A 17,790-nucleotide genomic window follows, 5' to 3' on the forward strand; every position below is an offset into this window, starting at 1 on the left:
TCAGAAATTATTGTGATATAGGACAGGAAACAGGATATATTTCCTAGAATCTTTCTGTATATAAATGAACTTCATTTGTGAACTGTGACATTCATTTTTATGACCACCTTTATAAAATAAATGTTTGTATCCAGAAAGGGTGAAATCAAATGTCGAGTCCGGTTATATACAGAGTAGATGGGCAAATAGGACATATCATCCTGAATCGACCAGAAAAGGAAAACTCGTTAACGGAGGATTTAGTAGTCAGGGTAGTCGAAGCTTTAAGAGTTGCTGAAGAGGATCCGGATATTAAAGTTATTATTCTTTCTGGTGAAGGTCAAAATTTTTGCGGTGGTGCTAATTTAGATGTGCTGATGGCATTGGAGAACGCTAGCGAAACATCTAAATGGATTGAAATGACTGCATCACTGGCAAAAACAATTGTCGATTTAGATAAATATGTTGTTGCAGCAGTTCAAGGCTTTGCTACAGGAGCCGGCTTTGGATTGGCACTCGCTTCAGATTTTATCATTGCCGACCGGACCGCAAAGTTTTCTTTAAGCTTTTCGAGACTGGGATTAATTCCTGATATGGGTTTAACCAAGAATTTAGTGGATTATTTGCCGCTCGCACTTGCAAAGGAATGGATTTCTTCTGGAAGAATCATCACTGTTGAGGAGGCCTATCAAAAAGGAATTGTAAATCAAATTGTTGAAGGCAACCTTTATGAACATGCAGTTGCTTTTTCACAATTTATTATGGATGGTCCACCTCTAAGTAATAAATACGTGAAACATTTGTTAAATCGAGCTAGATATAGTAATCTAGATGTCGCATTAATGAATGAAAATATGGTGCAAACAGTGCTGCTGCAAACACAGGACCATAAAGAGGCAGTCAGGGCCTTTCTAGAAAACCGAACCCCGAAGTTTTCAGGCAATTAACGTAGCTGATTTTAATAAGGATAAAAAGAAGGAGTACTCGACTCCTTCTTGTTTTATTTTGAGACTATTATGGAAGTAATGCTAATAATTTTAAGCCATTGTATACACCTGAATTGCAAACGTCTGTAGTGACATGTTTGGCATATTGGAATAAGTCTGGGTTACTGTTTCCCATTGCAATCCCTTCGCCAACCATTGACAACATCTCCTTGTCATTTAAGCCGTCACCAAACGCAATTGCCAATTCAGGTGGAATGTTCAAAGAATTTAGCATTGCTTGTACCGCAATACCTTTATTGATATCGGCGACAAGCATATCAAAGCAGTGATGCATCCCCTCAACATTAATTTGAGATAATAGGACACCATTATTAGTCGGATAAAGCTTGAGGTCATCTTGATGGGTGGTAATGAGTGTGGCGGAAAAGATTTGATCTCTATATTTATCCTTAAAAGTGTTGTTTTTTGTAAAACAAAAATGTTCTAAAAAGGTCTTGATTTTTTTCGAATCAGGATTGACCATTAGGTTTTCTTGATTCGTATAAAAAATGAGATCGTGACCATGTGCTGACGCAATCGTAATATAATCATCAATTACATTGGTATTGATATACCTTTTAAATATCTCTCGACCCTTGTAAATGGCATACGAGCCGTTATACGAAATAAAGGATTGTATATCAAGCTCAGTCGCGATTTCTTCAAGTTCGTGGAGAGGTCTGCCAGTTGCTAAAACAACTTCCAATCCTTTTTGTTTTATTTGCAAAATCGCTTGTTTTGTTGAAGCTTCAATTGTATGATCCGGACGCAAAATCGTTCCATCAATATCTAAGAATAATATTTTGTAATCTTGCATGAGATACTCCTTTTAACATGATTGATTTTAGATGATGAAAAATAGGAAATGAATAATTACAGGATAGCATATTTAATAATATTTGGGTTGTTTTTTCCAAATCGATGCACAAAAATCGCCACCGGCTCAAATCCGGTAGCGAGGAGATTTTAGGCATTCATCCGTTATTTTACCAAAGCAAATCGAAAAGCCTTTGGTTCACTAGGTTTGTATCTATCGGACACTCTTTTGCATTACGGCCATATTGCCAGCCCCAGACATTTGCCTGACATGGTGGTTTTGTGGGGCGGAAGCGTGGAGGGTTACTAGCTTTTGAAACACCAGCTTCTGGGCGAGCACTCCATAAAACGACATGGTTAGCAAGCGCATTATTTTCACTAACAGCAGCACAGTAGCCTTGTTGGAAATTCTTCTCCAATGGATCAAAGTATATACCGGCTAAATAATCACTATTTCGCATCGTATTGATATAAGCTGTTATCCATGCCCCATCCACCGCAAAATAGCGTTCGATATTGGCAAATAAAATTTTTCCACGTGGTACACCGAGCCGCCTAGCCTGATAGATCATGTTACCTGCAACCATTCGACCTGCGCGCTCACCAGTTGCACTTTTAAAATTACTATAAATCGGCATGATTTTTGTGCCGTTATTTCTGATAAATTGAATTTCTGCACGTGTTAAACCAGCGGCCGCGTTGGGAACTTCAATCAAATAACGCCCCCAATAGGCTGGCTTCCCATAAGTATTTTGGACACAATCATATAATTCCTTATTTACCGCTTGAGCTGTGTCAACTCCCCAAATGTGATTCAAACCAGTCTCCCCTTTCGAGAAAAAGCCTTAATCGTACAATATATGATTTACTAACTAAATCAATACTTGATAATCCGAAAAAGGGAGGTTGAAACAAGTGTTCTGTTTGAGAATAATTGAAAAATATGTAGTTTTTGACTAGCTTTGAATTTCGTAACCTTTTTTAGACAATTCACTGAAAATAAACTCAACATGATTTTGATTTTTTGTTTCTAATGATAAGTGGAGCATAGCATATCCTGGGAAAATTTTTTCGCCAATATGTTCTAAAGATAAGTTTAAGACATTAGCCTCCAAATTTGTAATATTCCCGAGTAGTTTCTCCAATTCACCTGGCTTATCCTTTAAAAATAAACTAAAGTGAACAAAACGACCTGCTTCAACCATTCCGCGTTCGATAATCCTAGAAATAAAGCTCACATCAACGTTTCCACCACTTATAACGGCTACTGTTTTCTTTCCCTCAATCGGAAGTTTACGATACAGCAACGATGCAAGAGAACAAGCACCTGATCCTTCAACAAGCAGTTTACTTCGTTCAAGCATCATCAGCATCGTTCTGGCAATCTCCATTTCATCTACACAAAAAATATCATCCACATACTTTTGGACGATTTGAAAGGGTAGTTCACCTGGCTTTTTCACTGCTATTCCATCTGCCATAGTGGGGGAAGAATCAATTGAAACGACTTTGTTTGATTGGAGCGATTGTTTCATACTAGGGCATGCAAGGGCTTCGATTCCGTAAACTAAAACATCTGGTTTCTGCTCTTTAATTGCCATAGCTAATCCAGCAATTAAACCGCCGCCGCCAATAGGACAAACAACTGCCTCAACGTCAGGTAGCTGCGCTAATATTTCCAAACCAACTGTACCTTGACCTGCGACAATAAATTGGTCATCAAAAGGATGAACAAAAGCAGCTCCAGTTTGTTGCTTTAAATCAAGTGCGTAATTAAGTGCCTCATCAAAGCCTGAGCCGTGTAGTTCCACTTCGGCACCGTATTGTCTCGTGGCAAGGATTTTACTAATGGGCGCCCCTTTTGGCATGATAATCGTACAGGGAATATTTAGTAAATGACTTGAAAAGGCTACGCCCTGGGCATGATTTCCGGCGGATGCTGCGATAACACCTTTTTCAACTTCATCTTTTCTTAACGAAAGCATTTTGTTAAAGGAGCCTCGCACTTTAAATGAGCCTGTTTTTTGTAAATTTTCTAGTTTTAAATAGACTTCGTTTTTAGAAAGTGTGCTAAATGTTTTTGAGAAATCGAGAGGTGTCTGGTGAATCATCCCGTTCATTTTTTCTTGTGCTGTAAATATATCTTCAATACAAATCATGAAAATGCCTCCTCCCTGTTATTGTTAACGTTCCCAATCTGTTTATTCGTTAACAGATTTAGGTGGGGGAGAAGGCATATAGGCAAAACTTAAAGATTTTTGTAATCATATAAATTACTCACGCTTTTAAAGATTATCTGTCCCATTGTTTTCTCACTTGCTCAAATGCCATTTGTTTAATTGCGTCTTCACCCGTTTCTTTATTCGTTAAAACATTCGTCACGTAATTTTTTCCCCGATAGTTAATAGTTACAGTTACTTTGATCATCAAACATTACTCCCTTCTAATTTTGATCATTTTGTTTTTTTGAAAGATTTTTTTAGAAAATGAAAATCTTTTTTGTGATACGGATACATGTCCGTAAAATGAGGAAAAGATACTCTGGACCAATCGGCCCGAAAAAGGATTGATTAAGAGTGGTTAATAACTAGTGAAGGAATCCTTCTAAAGGTAATAAACCTTATGAAACTTGAGTTACATCAAGTTATATTGTTAATAGTATATGACCGATAAAATGGATAATCAAGAACATACGCTCGACAAAAAATTATCATGTTCACCCTTACAACTCGTGTTTTGTCGGATGGAGAAAAATTTTCTGATTATTTTGTCGGAAAAGTTTTCTTTGAAAGCGGACACAAATAAACACTGGCTAATAACCAGTGTTTAAAGAGAAATAATTGTAGAATTTTTTTGGTTTTGTATCAAGACCAGAGACTTTTTTTCTTATGTGTAGATATTTCTAGGGCGTTGATTATCGTTACAGGCGCTTGTTTTTGAAGATTGAGTAGCTTATCAGGAAAAAGTAGCACCAATAAGGCTCATTGAAGCTATATTTGAGTAGAACGACAGGAAAAAGTAGCACCAATAAGGCTCATTGAAGCTACTTTTGAGTAGATCACAAGGAAAAAGTAGCACCAATAAAGCTCATTGAAGCTACATTTGAGTAGAACGACAGGAAAAAGTAGCACCAATAAGGCTCATTGAAGCTACATTTGAGTAGATCACAAGGAAAAAGTAGCACCAATAAGGCTCATTGAAGCTACATTTAAGTAGATCACAAGGAAAAAGTAGCACCAATACGGCGCACTGCGCAGAGGTCCTCCCTATTACCGCCCACGGAAAGCGAAGCACCCGGAGCGGAAATCAACAGGTCTAGTAGCAGGTCAAATAATAAATTAATTAATAATAGGTGCATTAAAATTCTGAAAGGTAACTTTTAACGGTTTGTTTCTTTAATTGTGAGTTGGAGTAATTTTTCTGTTTTTGTATCAAATTTTATCGTGACGTATACACCGAACTCGCGACCAGCTTGCTTTAACCATAGCTTAAAGGTTTCGGTAGTGGTTTTCGGATTTTCTTTTCGACCAACATGCAAATAATCAACAATTTGGGCATTTGGATATTTCCGCTTTGTTTCCTGCATGGCAATACGACCCCATTTGGCATAGGCTGGTGCGGGCCTTTGTTCATATTCCACATTTCTTGCCATAACCACCTCTTGAGGCACAAAATCACTAAGTATAGAAACAGAAAATATGAATATGATGATAAATGTCTTCGGCATCTTCAAATTAATCATCCTTTCTGGTATGTTTCTATTAGTATGATACAAATTCCTTTGAAGATGAATGGTGATTAGAAAATGATATGGAATAACACTAAGGAGGGGACATTGTGCTAAAAACAAAAATCAAGCTAAAAAATCCGGATGAAGTTTTATCTATATTAAACGAAATGGTTAAACGCTCATATGAACGGGTTAAGGATGAGGAGATTTTGCTTTGTCTTGATTGTCTTGATGTTGATCTTTATATTGCCTCCACCAATAATGATGAATTTTACGATGCAATTAAAGAAAATTTCGAAGTAGATGAAGCAGGAGATATTGTTGATTATGATACGTATAAAGAACTAATGGGTGATCTTAACGAAAGCTTTATTTTGCTTCATAGTACTAGTGGATTATTTGATTATTTCCCTCCAGGTGAATACAGCGTAAATGGAGAAATTAGAGAACAGGAAAGTGACTACCTAGCACCAAGTGGGGTTTTTTATGCACCATATGAGGATGCAATTAAAGAAAAGTCCTAACAAACAGGTCGGAAAGTAAAGAAAATTCCAACTATTATTTCTCGGGAAAGCGCAAAATAAGACAAAATCCCTATTTCCAAGTCGAAATTTGTCTAATTGTTGAATATTTAAAGGTTTATTTGTGGATTTTAGTGCGTTTGATACACTAAATGTAATAATAATGGAAAAATTCGACGATGTAAAGTGGAAATAGGGAAATTATGTCTATAAAGTGGGAAAAAATCTTAATGGTTCCATTAATCTAAAACAGCTGATTATGCTGTTTTTTTTTATTGTTTGGAAAATATAGATTTAGATGAAAGTGTTAAGTTTGAAAGTGTCTTTAGTGAGGGGGTTCCTATGGCGAAGCAAGCAAATGGCAGTGAGAGTTCTGAAAAGTTGCTTGAATGGTGGCAACTCTCATTGATTGGGGTAGGGTGCATAATCGGGACAGGATATTTTTTAGGTTCAGGACTGGGAATTAAGATGACAGGTCCTTCGATGTTTTTTGGTTTTATCATTGCGGCGATTGGGACTTATGTCGTATTTGATGCATTATCTAAAATGTACACGAAGGATCCACAAAAGGGATCATTCCGTTCATATGCCAAAAAGGCATTTGGACGATGGGCAGGATTCAGCAGTGGTTGGGTTTATTGGTTTTCGGAAATGCTTATTATGGGAAGCCAGCTCACTGCATTGTCAATTTTCACGAAATTTTGGTTTCCTAATATGTCATTATGGGTTTTCGCCTCAATTTATGCGGTCCTTGGTGTTATTGTTGTCTTAACAGGAACAAAAGGGTTCGAACGAATGGAAAATATGTTTGCAATAATTAAGATTGCAGCCATTTTAATGTTTATTGTTTTGGCAGGTGCTGGACTATTCGGTGTACTCGATGCCGGAAAAGAAGTCTTTCACACACCTAAACAAGTGGATGAATATTTTCCTGCAGGCTTTAAAGGGATATGGTCTGCGTTAATCTTTGCTTTTTACGCCTTTGGTGGAATCGAAATTATGGGAATCATGTCTGTGCGTTTGCGCAATAAAAACGACGCTGGTAAAGCGGGGAAAATCATGATTCTCTTGTTGACAATTATCTATCTTTTATCGATTGGATTAGCAGTAACAATGGTTCCTTGGCAAAATTTTAATGCTAAAGAAAGCCCTTTTGTGATTGCCATGGATAATTATCAGTTGAAATTTTTTCCACATATTTTTAACGGCGCCCTTATTATTGCTGGTTTCTCAACTATGACTGCCTCATTATTTGCTGTAACAAGCATGTTGGTTACGTTAGCTTCAGACGGTGATGCACCACAACTGTTTGCAAAAAAAGGGAGGCTAAAAGTTCCTGTTTTCGCCCTGCTGCTAACCGTGTCTGGATTAGTTACCTCAATCATCTTAGCATTAGTTATGCCGGATTCGATTTATGAGTATATCACCACGGCAGCAGGATTAATGCTTTTATATAACTGGCTATTTGTGTTGATGTCAGTTCAAAAATTGATAACCTTGACTATATGGGATCATTTTAAACGTTTAATTGGGATGGTCTTTATTTTATTAGCCATAACAGGAACATTATTCCAAGACTCAATTAGGCCAGGCTTTTTAGTGAGTATCGGTTTTGTGGTTATTATTGGGATCATTTCATTGATCATTCACTTCAGAGCCAAAACAAAGGGTGGAGCTTCGACCTTACCAAGGCCAGTATTTGAAAAATTGGTATTAAAAGAAAAATAATGTCTTCATAGCTTCAACGCCAAAATAAATCCCAAATCCTATTAGTGATAGTCCTGAAATATAAGCAATGGATGTAAGCAAAGATCTTGATAAATATCGCCTAAAAGTACTGGCTAATAGCGCCATAGACAAATCCCAAATCATTAAGCCACAAAACATTGCACACGTATATATGATTAATTGATCAGCACTATAGTTAGAAATGGTCTTTGCTAGAACTGAGCCATATATTCCGAGCCAAAAAAGAATCGTTAATGGATTGGATATTGACATAAAAAATCCTGACATTAATGATTTTATTAAAGGCTCGGATTGCCGTGAATTGCCAGTTGTGACTTTTCCGGCGCCGATAATGCTCTCTATACCAGTATAAATCAACACGAAACAGCCAAACGACCAAAGAAACGATTGAATGATCGGTTTTTCAAGAAAATGGACAAAGCCTAAATAAACAAGCCCCATATAAAAGGCATCTGCGATAATTGCTCCAATGCCCACAAACCACGAATGAAAAAATCCATTCCGAATTCCTTTTTCGAGCTGTGCTGCATTAATCGGACCGATGGGAGCCGCTAATGATAATCCTAAAAATATAAAACTAAAAAATGTTGTCATATCGCATTTACCTCCTGCTAAAACAGTGCTCGTACAGTTTATTCAGTTTTTAGGGCATGTACGACAACTGAATGGAAATATTTATCACCTTCGTAGTAAATTTACTAAAAACGGGTGAGTCCTTTGTGTAATCAGTTTACATAGCATGATTTCTATTCAGACATTCCTAACAAAGATAAATGGAATAATATTTCCATTTTAGCAAACCTTAAAAATAGCCTTTAATCTAACTGGTTAATTTAAAGTGACTGGTGAGGTGCATGATGAAAGGGAACCTGCAAAGAAATGAAATGGTTTATGTGATAATAGCATTGCTATTGATTGGCATGTATTTGTCACCGTTGTTTATTTTGGGAGAAAACGCTCACATCCGTGTCCATGATAATTTAGACTCAAACATTGCCTGGTACAAGGTATTGGCAAAAAGCGGACAGTTGTTCGGGTCATTTAATGCGACGATACCCCAAATCATTAATGGCTTACCCCGCAATGCATTCGGGTCTGAATTCAGTGGGATTGTTTGGTTGTACGCAATATTTCCTACAATGGTGGCATACGGTTTAAGCCAAGCGCTTACTCGGCTTTTTGCTTTTATCGGAATGTATTTATTACTTAAAGATCATTTTTTAAGTGAAGATAAATTCCAAGTATACCGTGTTGGAGTGGCTCTTACCTTTGCGATAACGCCATTTTGGCCATCGGGGATGCTCAGTACGTTAGGTATGCCATTGGCACTATGGGCATTTCTCAATATTAGAAATGGTATAAGAACCTGGAAGAATAGCTTAGTGTTAACTTTGCTTCCGTTCTACTCCAGTATTGTTCTGGGCTTTTTCTTTTTCCTTAGTGCGATGGGGATATTTTGGATTTGGGATGTAGTGAAATCAAAAAAGATTCAGTTGCGCTTTTTGTTAGCGCTGCTCTATATGACAACCATCTATATGGTAGTTGAGTATCGCTTAGTTTACTCGTTTTTATATACTGCAGAACCAAATAGCCGTGATGAATATTTTCATGCGAATCTGCCTTTGGAGCGAGTGATACGGTTGGCCTTTAAAAATTACATATATGGACATACGCATGTCATGACTGTCCATACTTTAATCATTCTTCCAGTATTATTTATTGGCTTGTTCATCATTTGGAAGAATAAACAATGGAGAACAGAACGGACTTTTGTGTTTTTCTTTTTCCTCAATTTTGCTTTATCGCTATGGTATGCATTTTGGTTTTATGAAGGGTGGCTTCCATTAACGAAGCGATTTCATTTTATGGATACGTTTAATTTTGCCCGCTTTCATTTTTTGCGCCCGTTAATTATATATGTGAGTTTTGGCCTGGCACTGAAGCTGATATGGGAAAATTGGAAACTGTTGCGGCATACAGCATCAGTTCTTCTTTTGGCACAGGTTATTTTGTTATTTTCGTTTAATGATGAATTGGTCTATCAAAAAAAACCAACCGTAAAACAGTTTTATGCCGAGGAGCAATTTCGTGAAATTAGAGAGTATATTAATCGACCAGTCGAAGAATACCGCGTTGCTAGTATCGGGCTGCATCCAGCAATAGCTCAATATAATGGTTTCTATACGCTTGATACGTATAATAATTTTTATCCACTTAAGTATAAGCATGAATTTCGAAAAATAATTGCAAATGAATTAGATAAAAATAAAAAAATCCGTAAGTATTTTGATAAATGGGGGGGACGATGCTACTTTTTCACGAACGAGCTCGGTAAATCTTACATGTTTAAAAAGCATTCCAAAAAAACGATTCAATCCATTAATCTCAATTTAGAACCTTTCAAGAAAATGGGCGGACAGTACTTATTTTCGAGTGTAAAAATCATAAATGCGAGTGAAAAAGGACTATTGCTAGAAAAGGTGTTTGAAACTAAAACATCCGCTTGGAAAATATATCTATATAAAGTCAGCTAAGTTTGGGAGGTACAACAAGATGGAACCAACTCTGACAATCGTTATTCCTTGTTACAACGAGGAAGCGGTACTCCGTGAAACGATAAATCAATTGAATGAGCTAATAAACCAATTAGTGGAAGACAATTTAATCTCAAAGCAAAGCATGCTGCTGTTTGTGGATGATGGCAGTAAGGATAGCACCTGGGGCATGATTTATAAGGAAGGATTGAAAAATGAGCGCATTAAAGGCTTAAAACTTGCGCGTAACGTTGGACACCAGCGCGCTTTATTAGCGGGATTGCTAACAGCCAAAGAACGATCGGATTGTGTCATTTCTATCGATGCCGATTTACAAGATGATATTAACGTTATTCGGGAGTTTATCATGAAATATCAAGAAGGATATGAAGTGGTCTATGGGGTCCGCGACTCTCGAAAGAGCGATTCGTTTTTTAAAAGAAATACAGCTCAAGGCTATTACAGACTTATGGAAAAACTCGGTGTTTCACTCGTGTATAATCACGCTGACTATCGGCTAATGAGCAAACGTGCCCTTGAGGAGCTTGAAAAATTCGAGGAGGTAAATTTATTTCTGCGTGGAATAGTTCCTCTAATCGGATTTAGGTCGACCTCAGTCTATTATGCTAGGAAAGAACGTCTTGCTGGGGTATCGAAATATCCATTAAAGAAAATGCTTTCATTTGCCTTGGATGGTATTACGTCTTTTTCAATCACTCCAATCAGACTTGTTTTATTTTCAGGATTAACTGCCTTTTTAATTAGTTTATTATTTGGAGTGTATTTCTTCTGGTTAAAAATGTATGGCAGTACCGTGACAGGGTGGACCTCGCTAATTACCTCGATTTGGCTTATCGGTGGTTTGCAGTTAATTGCGATTGGTCTAATTGGTGAATACATCGGAAAAATGTATATTGAAACGAAACGACGGCCAAAATACGTCATTGATATCAATACTTTTCAATTACCACAAGCTTTTCAAGCAAATGGGAATAAAAGGCTAACTGAGGAAGCAGTGCCACTAAATTTTGCTCAATATCCTAAATAGCATGAAGAAAGATTAACTACTTTTGACACCATATAAAATCAATGCCACACCTGAAAAAATCCAAACAACCTTCAAAAATGAGATTTTTTCAGCCAAACCTACCAAACCAATGGTTGTTGTAAGGATGAGAATGATGGGTCCTACAAGGGCAAGACTACTGTTTAATATCAGTGCTTTTTCGATATTATTGGCTTTAAGAATAAGAAAAGCAACACTCAGCTCAATGCTGCCTGAAATCATTCTTAACAACGCCATACCAACTATAGCTTTTTCAAACATTTGAAACATCATTTATTCCTCCTCACATCAAAGTCTTGAACAGTATATGCGATGATGATGCGAGATAGGACATGTTTATTCTTGAAACTCATTATCGTTATTTTCACTATATAACAAGACTAATTTGTTGTTTCTCAATGATAGAAACGATACATTTGTCATATAGATAGTATAGATAGAAGTATAAATAATAGAAAAAGTAATTTGGGATGCGGGGGAGGATAAATGGAAATTGAAAAAATTTTGAAGAAGCTGGAAAGTCGGCAAGCATCCATGCTGGATACAGAAAACTATTCGAAATTTGCAGTTTTATTACCACTTATCGAAAAAGAGGATGGTTATCACATTCTATTTGAGGTAAGAGCTTATAATATGCGGCGTCAGCCTGGCGAGATTTGTTTCCCTGGTGGCCGAATTGACCCCGGTGATGTGAATGAACAATATACAGCTATTAGAGAAACGTCTGAGGAATTAGGTATCTCTCCAGAGAATGTACGCCAAGTTGTTCCGTTGAATTATATGGTGAATGCCTTAGGGAGAATCATTTACCCTTTCGCAGGAGTCATTGAAAATGTTGAACAAATCAAGCCAAATGAATCAGAAGTGGCCGAAGTTTTTACGGTCCCTGTTGAATTTTTTCAGAAATATGATCCTGAAGTTTATAAGGTTCATTTACAAGCACAACCCGAACGTGAATTTCCATTTGATTTAATCATTGGCGGGGAAAATTATAATTGGCACAAATCGCATATAGATGAGTATTTTTACAAGTATGAAGATAGGGTCATTTGGGGCTTAACCGCTAGAATCCTTCATCACTTTCTTGAATTGATTCAAGCTCAATAATAAACCACTGACTAATGTGGAAGCCGGGACAAGCCTGTTGCTAGGAAGGTTCCGGTCCAATTATTATTGGAAAATCTGGAAATTATATGAAATATTAAAATTTTCAAAAAATTAATTAAAAAAGTGTTTTAATTTTCGGTTAATTATTATATAATTTAAAAAAGGACAAGGAGTTGATTTCCATGGATCATAAGATGCCAAATTTTATGAAACAAAATCACCACAATGCCCCAAAACGTCTTGCTGGAGAAATTAGCGCGTCAGATTCACTGATTGCCGAAATGCTACTCGAAAAGTCCCTCATTGATTTTAGAATCCAACAACTGAAAAAAGAAATCGATTACTCCTTGGTACAAGGAAACAAGGAAGAGTTCCTAAAACTTACTGACGAATTAAAGCGAATTTCAGCTTAATAGAATCGTCTAAAACCTAGTATTTATACTAGGTTTTATCATGCGAATTTTTCTAATCCCCATTCGAATTTCCTCCCAAATATTATTTTCCTTAAATGAAAATCCAGTCGAAAACTTAAAGATTTGTCGTTAAATCTATAAATATATTAAAAATAATGGTACAATAGTAAAAACTTAAAATTTACTGAATAGAGTAAAAATGGAGGTAATGACTTTGGCTGAATTACGTAGTAACATGATCAAAAGCGGTTTTGACCGCGCGCCGCACCGTAGCTTGCTTCGTGCAGCAGGTGTTAAAGAAGAGGACTTCAACAAACCATTTATTGCTGTTGTTAACTCATATATTGATATTGTTCCGGGACATGTTCACCTGCAAGAGTTCGGAAAAATCGTGAAAGAAGCGATTAGAGAAGCAGGTGGCGTTCCATTTGAAATGAACACAATTGGTGTTGACGATGGAATTGCAATGGGACATATCGGTATGCGCTATTCACTTCCAAGCCGTGAGATTATCGCTGACTCTGTTGAAACAGTCGTGAACGCACACTGGTTTGACGGTATGGTATGTATTCCGAACTGTGACAAAATCACTCCAGGGATGATGATGGCAGCGCTAAGAATCAACATTCCAACGATTTTTGTCAGTGGTGGACCAATGGCTGCTGGTAAAGATGCACAAGGTAACGCACTTAATCTGAACTCTGTTTTTGAGGGAGTGGGAGCGTTCCAATCTGGAAAGATTGATGAGGCTAGATTAACAGAAATTGAACAAGTAGCATGCCCAACCTGCGGTTCATGTTCTGGTATGTTTACTGCAAACTCGATGAACTGTTTAGCTGAAGGCCTAGGTCTAGCTTTACCAGGGAACGGAACAATTTTAGCAGTAGCAGAAGAAAGAAAAGATTTCGTAAAACAGTCGGCAATGCAATTAATGGAACTAATTAAAAAGGATATTAAACCACGTGATATCGTTACTATCGACGCTATTGATAATGCATTTGCATTAGATATGGCAATGGGTGGTTCCACAAATACTGTTCTTCATACTTTGGCGCTAGCCCATGAGGCGGAGATAGAATATTCATTAGAGCGCATTAATGATATCGCTAGTCGCGTACCGCATTTAGCAAAAATTGCACCTGCTTCTGATTATCATATTGAAGACGTACACAATGCTGGTGGTGTAAGTGCCATTATCAACGAATTATTAAAAATTCCTGGTGCGATTAAAGGAGATTGCTTAACTGTATCTGGTAAAACATTACAGGAAAATGTTGCCGGTGCAGAAATTTTAAATCAACTAGTAATTCGTCCATTAGATAATCCTTATTCTGAACGCGGTGGTTTAGCTGTGTTGTTCGGAAACCTTGCTCCAGATGGTGCAGTTATCAAAGTTGGTGCCGTTGACCCAGCTGTTGGTGGTTACCACAGAGGTCCTGCAATTTGCTTTGATTCTCAAGAGCAAGCACTTTCTGGAATTATCACTGGTAAAGTACAAGAAGGTCATGTTGTTGTCATTCGTTATGAAGGACCAAAAGGTGGACCTGGTATGCCAGAAATGCTAGCACCTACTTCACAAATCGTTGGTCGCGGGCTTGGGGCCAAGGTTGGTCTGATTACTGACGGTCGTTTCTCTGGTGCTTCTCGTGGTATTTCTATCGGTCATATTTCCCCAGAAGCAGCAGAAGGCGGTCCAATCGCTTTTGTTGAAGATGGTGATATCATCGAACTAGATTTAAATAATCGAAAAATCACACTTGAAATTTCTGATGAGGAAATGGCAAACCGGAAAGCAAACTGGAAAGGCTTTGAACCAAAGGTGAAAAAAGGTTACTTAGCTCGTTACTCTAAGCTTGTAACATCAGCCAACACTGGCGGCGTAATGAAAATCTAATCTAACTGATTAATTCAGAGATCTGGCTATAACAGTCAGGTCTCTTTTTGATTTTAATTGACGAAAATATTACCATAATTGTTTCTGTTTTCAGGAAGAAAAAGGATATAATATTTTTATTAATCATCTAGAAAACCAAGCAACATTGTAATGCAATTGGAAAGGTTGTGATTATTCTTGCGAAATAAATCGGTATTATTCGTTGCGATTTCTTCGATACTGGCATCTATCATTTGTATTGTTGGACTAGTAGTCACTTTAGTAGATTACTTTGACACTCCAACAGAGCCAATAAAAAATGAAGTTGTTAAAACAAAACCAAAAGAAAATGCTGATGATAGAGTGCAAATTGTAGCATTGGGAGATTCGTTAACTCGAGGTACAGGAGATTTGGAAGGGAAAGGATATGTTGGCTATTTAGTCAGTAATCTTGAGGAAAGGAGCAAACAAAAGTTAGCATTATCAAATTTGGGAATTAAAGGACTGACATCTGATCAATTGGCAGGACAAGTGAAACAGGAAGAGATAAAAAGGCAAGTTGAACTTGCTGATATCATCCTCATCACGATCGGTGGCAATGATTTGTTCAGAGGTGGTGAAGGTCTAGCTAATATGAGTCCTGAAAGTTTGCAGCCTGTAGAGGCAGCATATGAGCAAAACTTAATGACAATCTTTTCAGAGCTTCGAGCAGCTAACAAAGATGCGGAAATCTTTTTTATTGGATTGTATAACCCTTTCATCGATTTGGACAATGCAACCGAAACCTCCAAAGTGGTAAGGACTTGGAACTATAAGAGTGCGGAAATTAGTGCGAACTATCCGAATACTGTATTTGTACCAACTTTTGATTTGTTCCAATTAAAGGTTAATGATTATTTGTTTTCTGATAAGTTTCATCCAAATACAAAAGGCTACCAGCTTATTGCCGAACGGGTCGCCTCATTAATTACGCTTTAAAGGAGGGGACATATGAGCGAGATTACAATGTCCGTCAAAGGACTCAAAAAAGTGATTGGCAAAAAGGAAATCATCAAAGGGATCGATTTTGAATTAAAAAAAGGCGAGGTTTTTGGATTCCTAGGACCAAATGGTGCGGGTAAAACAACCACCATTCGGATGCTAGTCGGTCTAATCCGGCCAACCTCAGGTTCGATTCATATTTGCGGCTACAATGTTGCCAATCAATTTACTAAAGCAATGGAATTTCTTGGCTGTATCGTCGAAAATCCAGAGATGTATCCCTATCTAACAGGTTGGGAAAATTTAAAGCATTTTGCAGGGATGTTACCGAACATAGGTGATGAGCGAATTGCTGAGGTTACAAAAATGGTTGGGCTGCAAGAAAGAATCCATGATCGAGTTAAGACGTATTCACTTGGGATGCGCCAACGTTTAGGAATTGCTCAAGCATTACTGGGTAATCCGAAAGTGTTGATTTTAGATGAACCTACTAACGGATTAGATCCATCGGGAATTCGTGATATGCGTCAGTTTATTCGATTTTTGGCTGAGGAAGAGGGTCTAAGCGTATTAGTATCAAGTCACTTATTAAGTGAAATTCAATTAATGTGTGATCGGGTCGCCATTATTTCAAAAGGGACTATGGTAAAAACCGATACTGTTGAACATTTGTTAACTCAGCAGGAGCGTCTAACTTGGCGATTAGAGCCCATCGAAAAGGGCATCGAGATATTGGCGGGATTGACCGAAATTGTTCGTGAGGAAGGCGAGTATGTGATTACACCGTACATAGAAGAAAGTGTTGGCATGTGGAATCGCAAATTAGTTGAAGCGAATGTGACGGTGTTGGAAATGAACCGCAAACTACCAAGCTTAGAAGATCTATTTTTAGAAATGACTGGAGGAGATCATATTGATTAATCTCATCCATAATGAATTATTAAAAATAGTCCGTAAAAAGAAATTAGTTGTTGTTGTGATGATTATGACTGTGCTGATTTCAATGTTTACTTATGCGCAATACCGTGAACAATCTCGAATTCAGGAAACGCTTGGAACGAAAGATTGGCGGACGACATTGCAGCAGGATATTGTAAATAAGCAAAATCGTTTAAGCAGCACAGGAATTTCTGAGGAATGGAAACAACAGCTGCAAATTTCGATTAAACAGCAACAATATTATTTAGATCATAATATCAATCCGACTGAACCGGGCGCACCGACCTTTGTTCGAGAATTTCTACAGCACGCAATTCAGTTGTTATTGCCGTTATTGGTGATGATCATCGCTTCAGATATTGTTTCGTCTGAGCAAAGTGCCGGAACTGTGAAACTCCTATTGACCAGACCGGTAAAACGGTGGCGGATATTGCTAAGCAAGTACATCACCTTAATTTTGTCGGTTTCATTCTTAATCGTGTCATTTGCCGTCCTGTCGTACTTCATTTCAGGACTTGTATTCGGCTATAGCGGTTGGTCAGCACCCATATTAACAGGGTTTACGGTCGAAAAAGGCGAATTAAGCACGGCAGGTGTTCATCTTGTCCCACAATGGCAATTTTTATTAATGGTGTTTGGATTGGCTTGGTTTGTTTCATTGGTTGTGGGAACCTTATCGTTTATGTTATCGACGTTAATCAAAAGTACAGCTGCTGGGATGGGCGTTATGCTCGCTTGTTTAATTGCCGGAATGATTTTAACCAACATAGTGTCATCATGGGAATCTGCCAAATATTTATTTATGGTAAATTTAACTCCTACGCAATATTTAACTGGAGGAACACCTCCTATTGAAGGAATGACTTTAGGCTTTACGCTACTGGTGCTATTGATTTGGGGGATTGGCGGTATTTTCGTCTCGTTTTTCACGTTTGTTAGGAAAGATGTTTATTAAGTAAAATAGAAAAAGCCTTGCACATCAAGAAATTGTGCAAGGCTTTTGTGCGCTTGGCAGCGTATCGGACTAACGGGTGAAAGTCCCGAACACACCGTTTGTGGCGGAAGTGTATAGCTGACAGGTAGTGCGTGTCCGTGA

The 17,790-nt window shown here is 37.7% G+C and carries 18 protein-coding genes; 11 read left to right on the forward strand and 7 right to left on the reverse strand.

Annotated features, from left to right (window positions below):
- Window positions 1-149: 149 nt before the first annotated feature.
- Window positions 150-926 carry an enoyl-CoA hydratase/isomerase family protein gene (locus tag HHO41_RS12695; RefSeq protein WP_169099151.1) on the forward strand — a complete coding sequence of 259 codons (777 nt, stop codon included), beginning with the start codon at window positions 150-152 and terminating at the stop codon, window positions 924-926.
- Between the two features lie 67 nt (window positions 927-993).
- On the opposite strand, the gene HHO41_RS12700 is transcribed toward HHO41_RS12695, so the two are convergent.
- From HHO41_RS12700 to HHO41_RS12720, 5 genes are all read right to left on the reverse strand, one after another.
- Window positions 994-1,782: a Cof-type HAD-IIB family hydrolase gene (locus tag HHO41_RS12700; RefSeq protein ID WP_169099153.1), complete on the reverse strand. Its 789-nt coding sequence runs from the start codon at window positions 1,780-1,782 to the stop codon at window positions 994-996.
- Between the two features lie 169 nt (window positions 1,783-1,951).
- Window positions 1,952-2,599 (reverse strand): glycoside hydrolase domain-containing protein, encoded by a 648-nt coding sequence (locus HHO41_RS12705; RefSeq protein ID WP_169099155.1) that lies wholly within the window; start codon window positions 2,597-2,599, stop codon window positions 1,952-1,954.
- Window positions 2,600-2,737: 138 nt separating this feature from the next.
- A complete protein-coding gene (ilvA, locus tag HHO41_RS12710; protein WP_169099157.1) occupies window positions 2,738-3,940 on the reverse strand; it encodes a threonine ammonia-lyase in 1,203 nt (400 codons plus the stop codon).
- 133 nt (window positions 3,941-4,073) lie between these two features.
- The gene (locus HHO41_RS12715; RefSeq protein WP_169099159.1) at window positions 4,074-4,208 is read right to left on the reverse strand and encodes a BA3454 family stress response protein; all 135 of its coding nucleotides are present in this window, start codon (window positions 4,206-4,208) and stop codon (window positions 4,074-4,076) included.
- Between the two features lie 952 nt (window positions 4,209-5,160).
- Window positions 5,161-5,433 (reverse strand): YqzG/YhdC family protein, encoded by a 273-nt coding sequence (locus HHO41_RS12720; protein ID WP_169099161.1) that lies wholly within the window; start codon window positions 5,431-5,433, stop codon window positions 5,161-5,163.
- 185 nt (window positions 5,434-5,618) lie between these two features.
- On the opposite strand from HHO41_RS12720, the gene HHO41_RS12725 reads away from it, so the two are divergent.
- Complete coding sequence (locus HHO41_RS12725) at window positions 5,619-6,035, forward strand: hypothetical protein (protein ID WP_169099163.1); 417 nt, start codon at window positions 5,619-5,621, stop codon at window positions 6,033-6,035.
- Between the two features lie 339 nt (window positions 6,036-6,374).
- Complete coding sequence (locus tag HHO41_RS12730; protein WP_169099165.1) at window positions 6,375-7,760, forward strand: amino acid permease; 1,386 nt, start codon at window positions 6,375-6,377, stop codon at window positions 7,758-7,760.
- Here the strand turns inward: HHO41_RS12730 and HHO41_RS12735 are convergent.
- On the reverse strand, window positions 7,746-8,375 hold the full coding sequence (locus HHO41_RS12735; protein ID WP_169099167.1) for a LysE family translocator: 630 nt from the start codon (window positions 8,373-8,375) through the stop codon (window positions 7,746-7,748). The genes HHO41_RS12730 and HHO41_RS12735 overlap by 15 nt on opposite strands.
- Before the next feature lie 263 nt (window positions 8,376-8,638).
- Between HHO41_RS12735 and HHO41_RS12740 the strand changes: the two genes are divergently transcribed.
- Both HHO41_RS12740 and HHO41_RS12745 read left to right on the forward strand, forming a co-directional pair.
- Entirely contained in the window at window positions 8,639-10,315 is a 1,677-nt protein-coding gene (locus HHO41_RS12740; protein WP_169099211.1) for a DUF6044 family protein, read from the forward strand.
- A 19-nt stretch (window positions 10,316-10,334) separates the two neighbouring features.
- The gene (locus tag HHO41_RS12745) at window positions 10,335-11,363 is read left to right on the forward strand and encodes a glycosyltransferase family 2 protein (RefSeq protein WP_169099169.1); all 1,029 of its coding nucleotides are present in this window, start codon (window positions 10,335-10,337) and stop codon (window positions 11,361-11,363) included.
- 12 nt (window positions 11,364-11,375) lie between these two features.
- On the opposite strand, the gene HHO41_RS12750 is transcribed toward HHO41_RS12745, so the two are convergent.
- Window positions 11,376-11,651, reverse strand: coding sequence for a YqhV family protein (locus HHO41_RS12750; RefSeq protein WP_169099172.1), 276 nt, complete (start codon window positions 11,649-11,651; stop codon window positions 11,376-11,378).
- A 216-nt stretch (window positions 11,652-11,867) separates the two neighbouring features.
- On the opposite strand from HHO41_RS12750, the gene HHO41_RS12755 reads away from it, so the two are divergent.
- From HHO41_RS12755 to HHO41_RS12780, 6 genes are all read left to right on the forward strand, one after another.
- Entirely contained in the window at window positions 11,868-12,488 is a 621-nt protein-coding gene (locus HHO41_RS12755) for an NUDIX hydrolase (protein ID WP_169099174.1), read from the forward strand.
- Window positions 12,489-12,670: 182 nt separating this feature from the next.
- Window positions 12,671-12,901, forward strand: a complete 231-nt coding sequence (locus tag HHO41_RS12760) for an IDEAL domain-containing protein (protein WP_248278450.1) — start codon at window positions 12,671-12,673, stop codon at window positions 12,899-12,901.
- A 214-nt stretch (window positions 12,902-13,115) separates the two neighbouring features.
- Window positions 13,116-14,795 carry a dihydroxy-acid dehydratase gene (gene ilvD, locus HHO41_RS12765; RefSeq protein WP_211171146.1) on the forward strand — a complete coding sequence of 560 codons (1,680 nt, stop codon included), beginning with the start codon at window positions 13,116-13,118 and terminating at the stop codon, window positions 14,793-14,795.
- Between the two features lie 177 nt (window positions 14,796-14,972).
- Entirely contained in the window at window positions 14,973-15,752 is a 780-nt protein-coding gene (locus tag HHO41_RS12770; protein WP_169099178.1) for an SGNH/GDSL hydrolase family protein, read from the forward strand.
- A gap of 12 nt (window positions 15,753-15,764) precedes the next feature.
- The gene (locus HHO41_RS12775) at window positions 15,765-16,676 is read left to right on the forward strand and encodes an ABC transporter ATP-binding protein (protein WP_169099180.1); all 912 of its coding nucleotides are present in this window, start codon (window positions 15,765-15,767) and stop codon (window positions 16,674-16,676) included.
- Window positions 16,669-17,649 (forward strand): ABC transporter permease, encoded by a 981-nt coding sequence (locus HHO41_RS12780; RefSeq protein WP_169099182.1) that lies wholly within the window; start codon window positions 16,669-16,671, stop codon window positions 17,647-17,649. Before HHO41_RS12775 ends, HHO41_RS12780 begins: the two co-directional genes overlap by 8 nt.
- Window positions 17,650-17,790: the final 141 nt, after the last annotated feature.

The organism is Bacillus sp. DNRA2 (assembly GCF_012843265.1).
Taxonomy (GTDB): Bacteria; Bacillota; Bacilli; order Bacillales; family Cytobacillaceae; genus Bacillus_BU.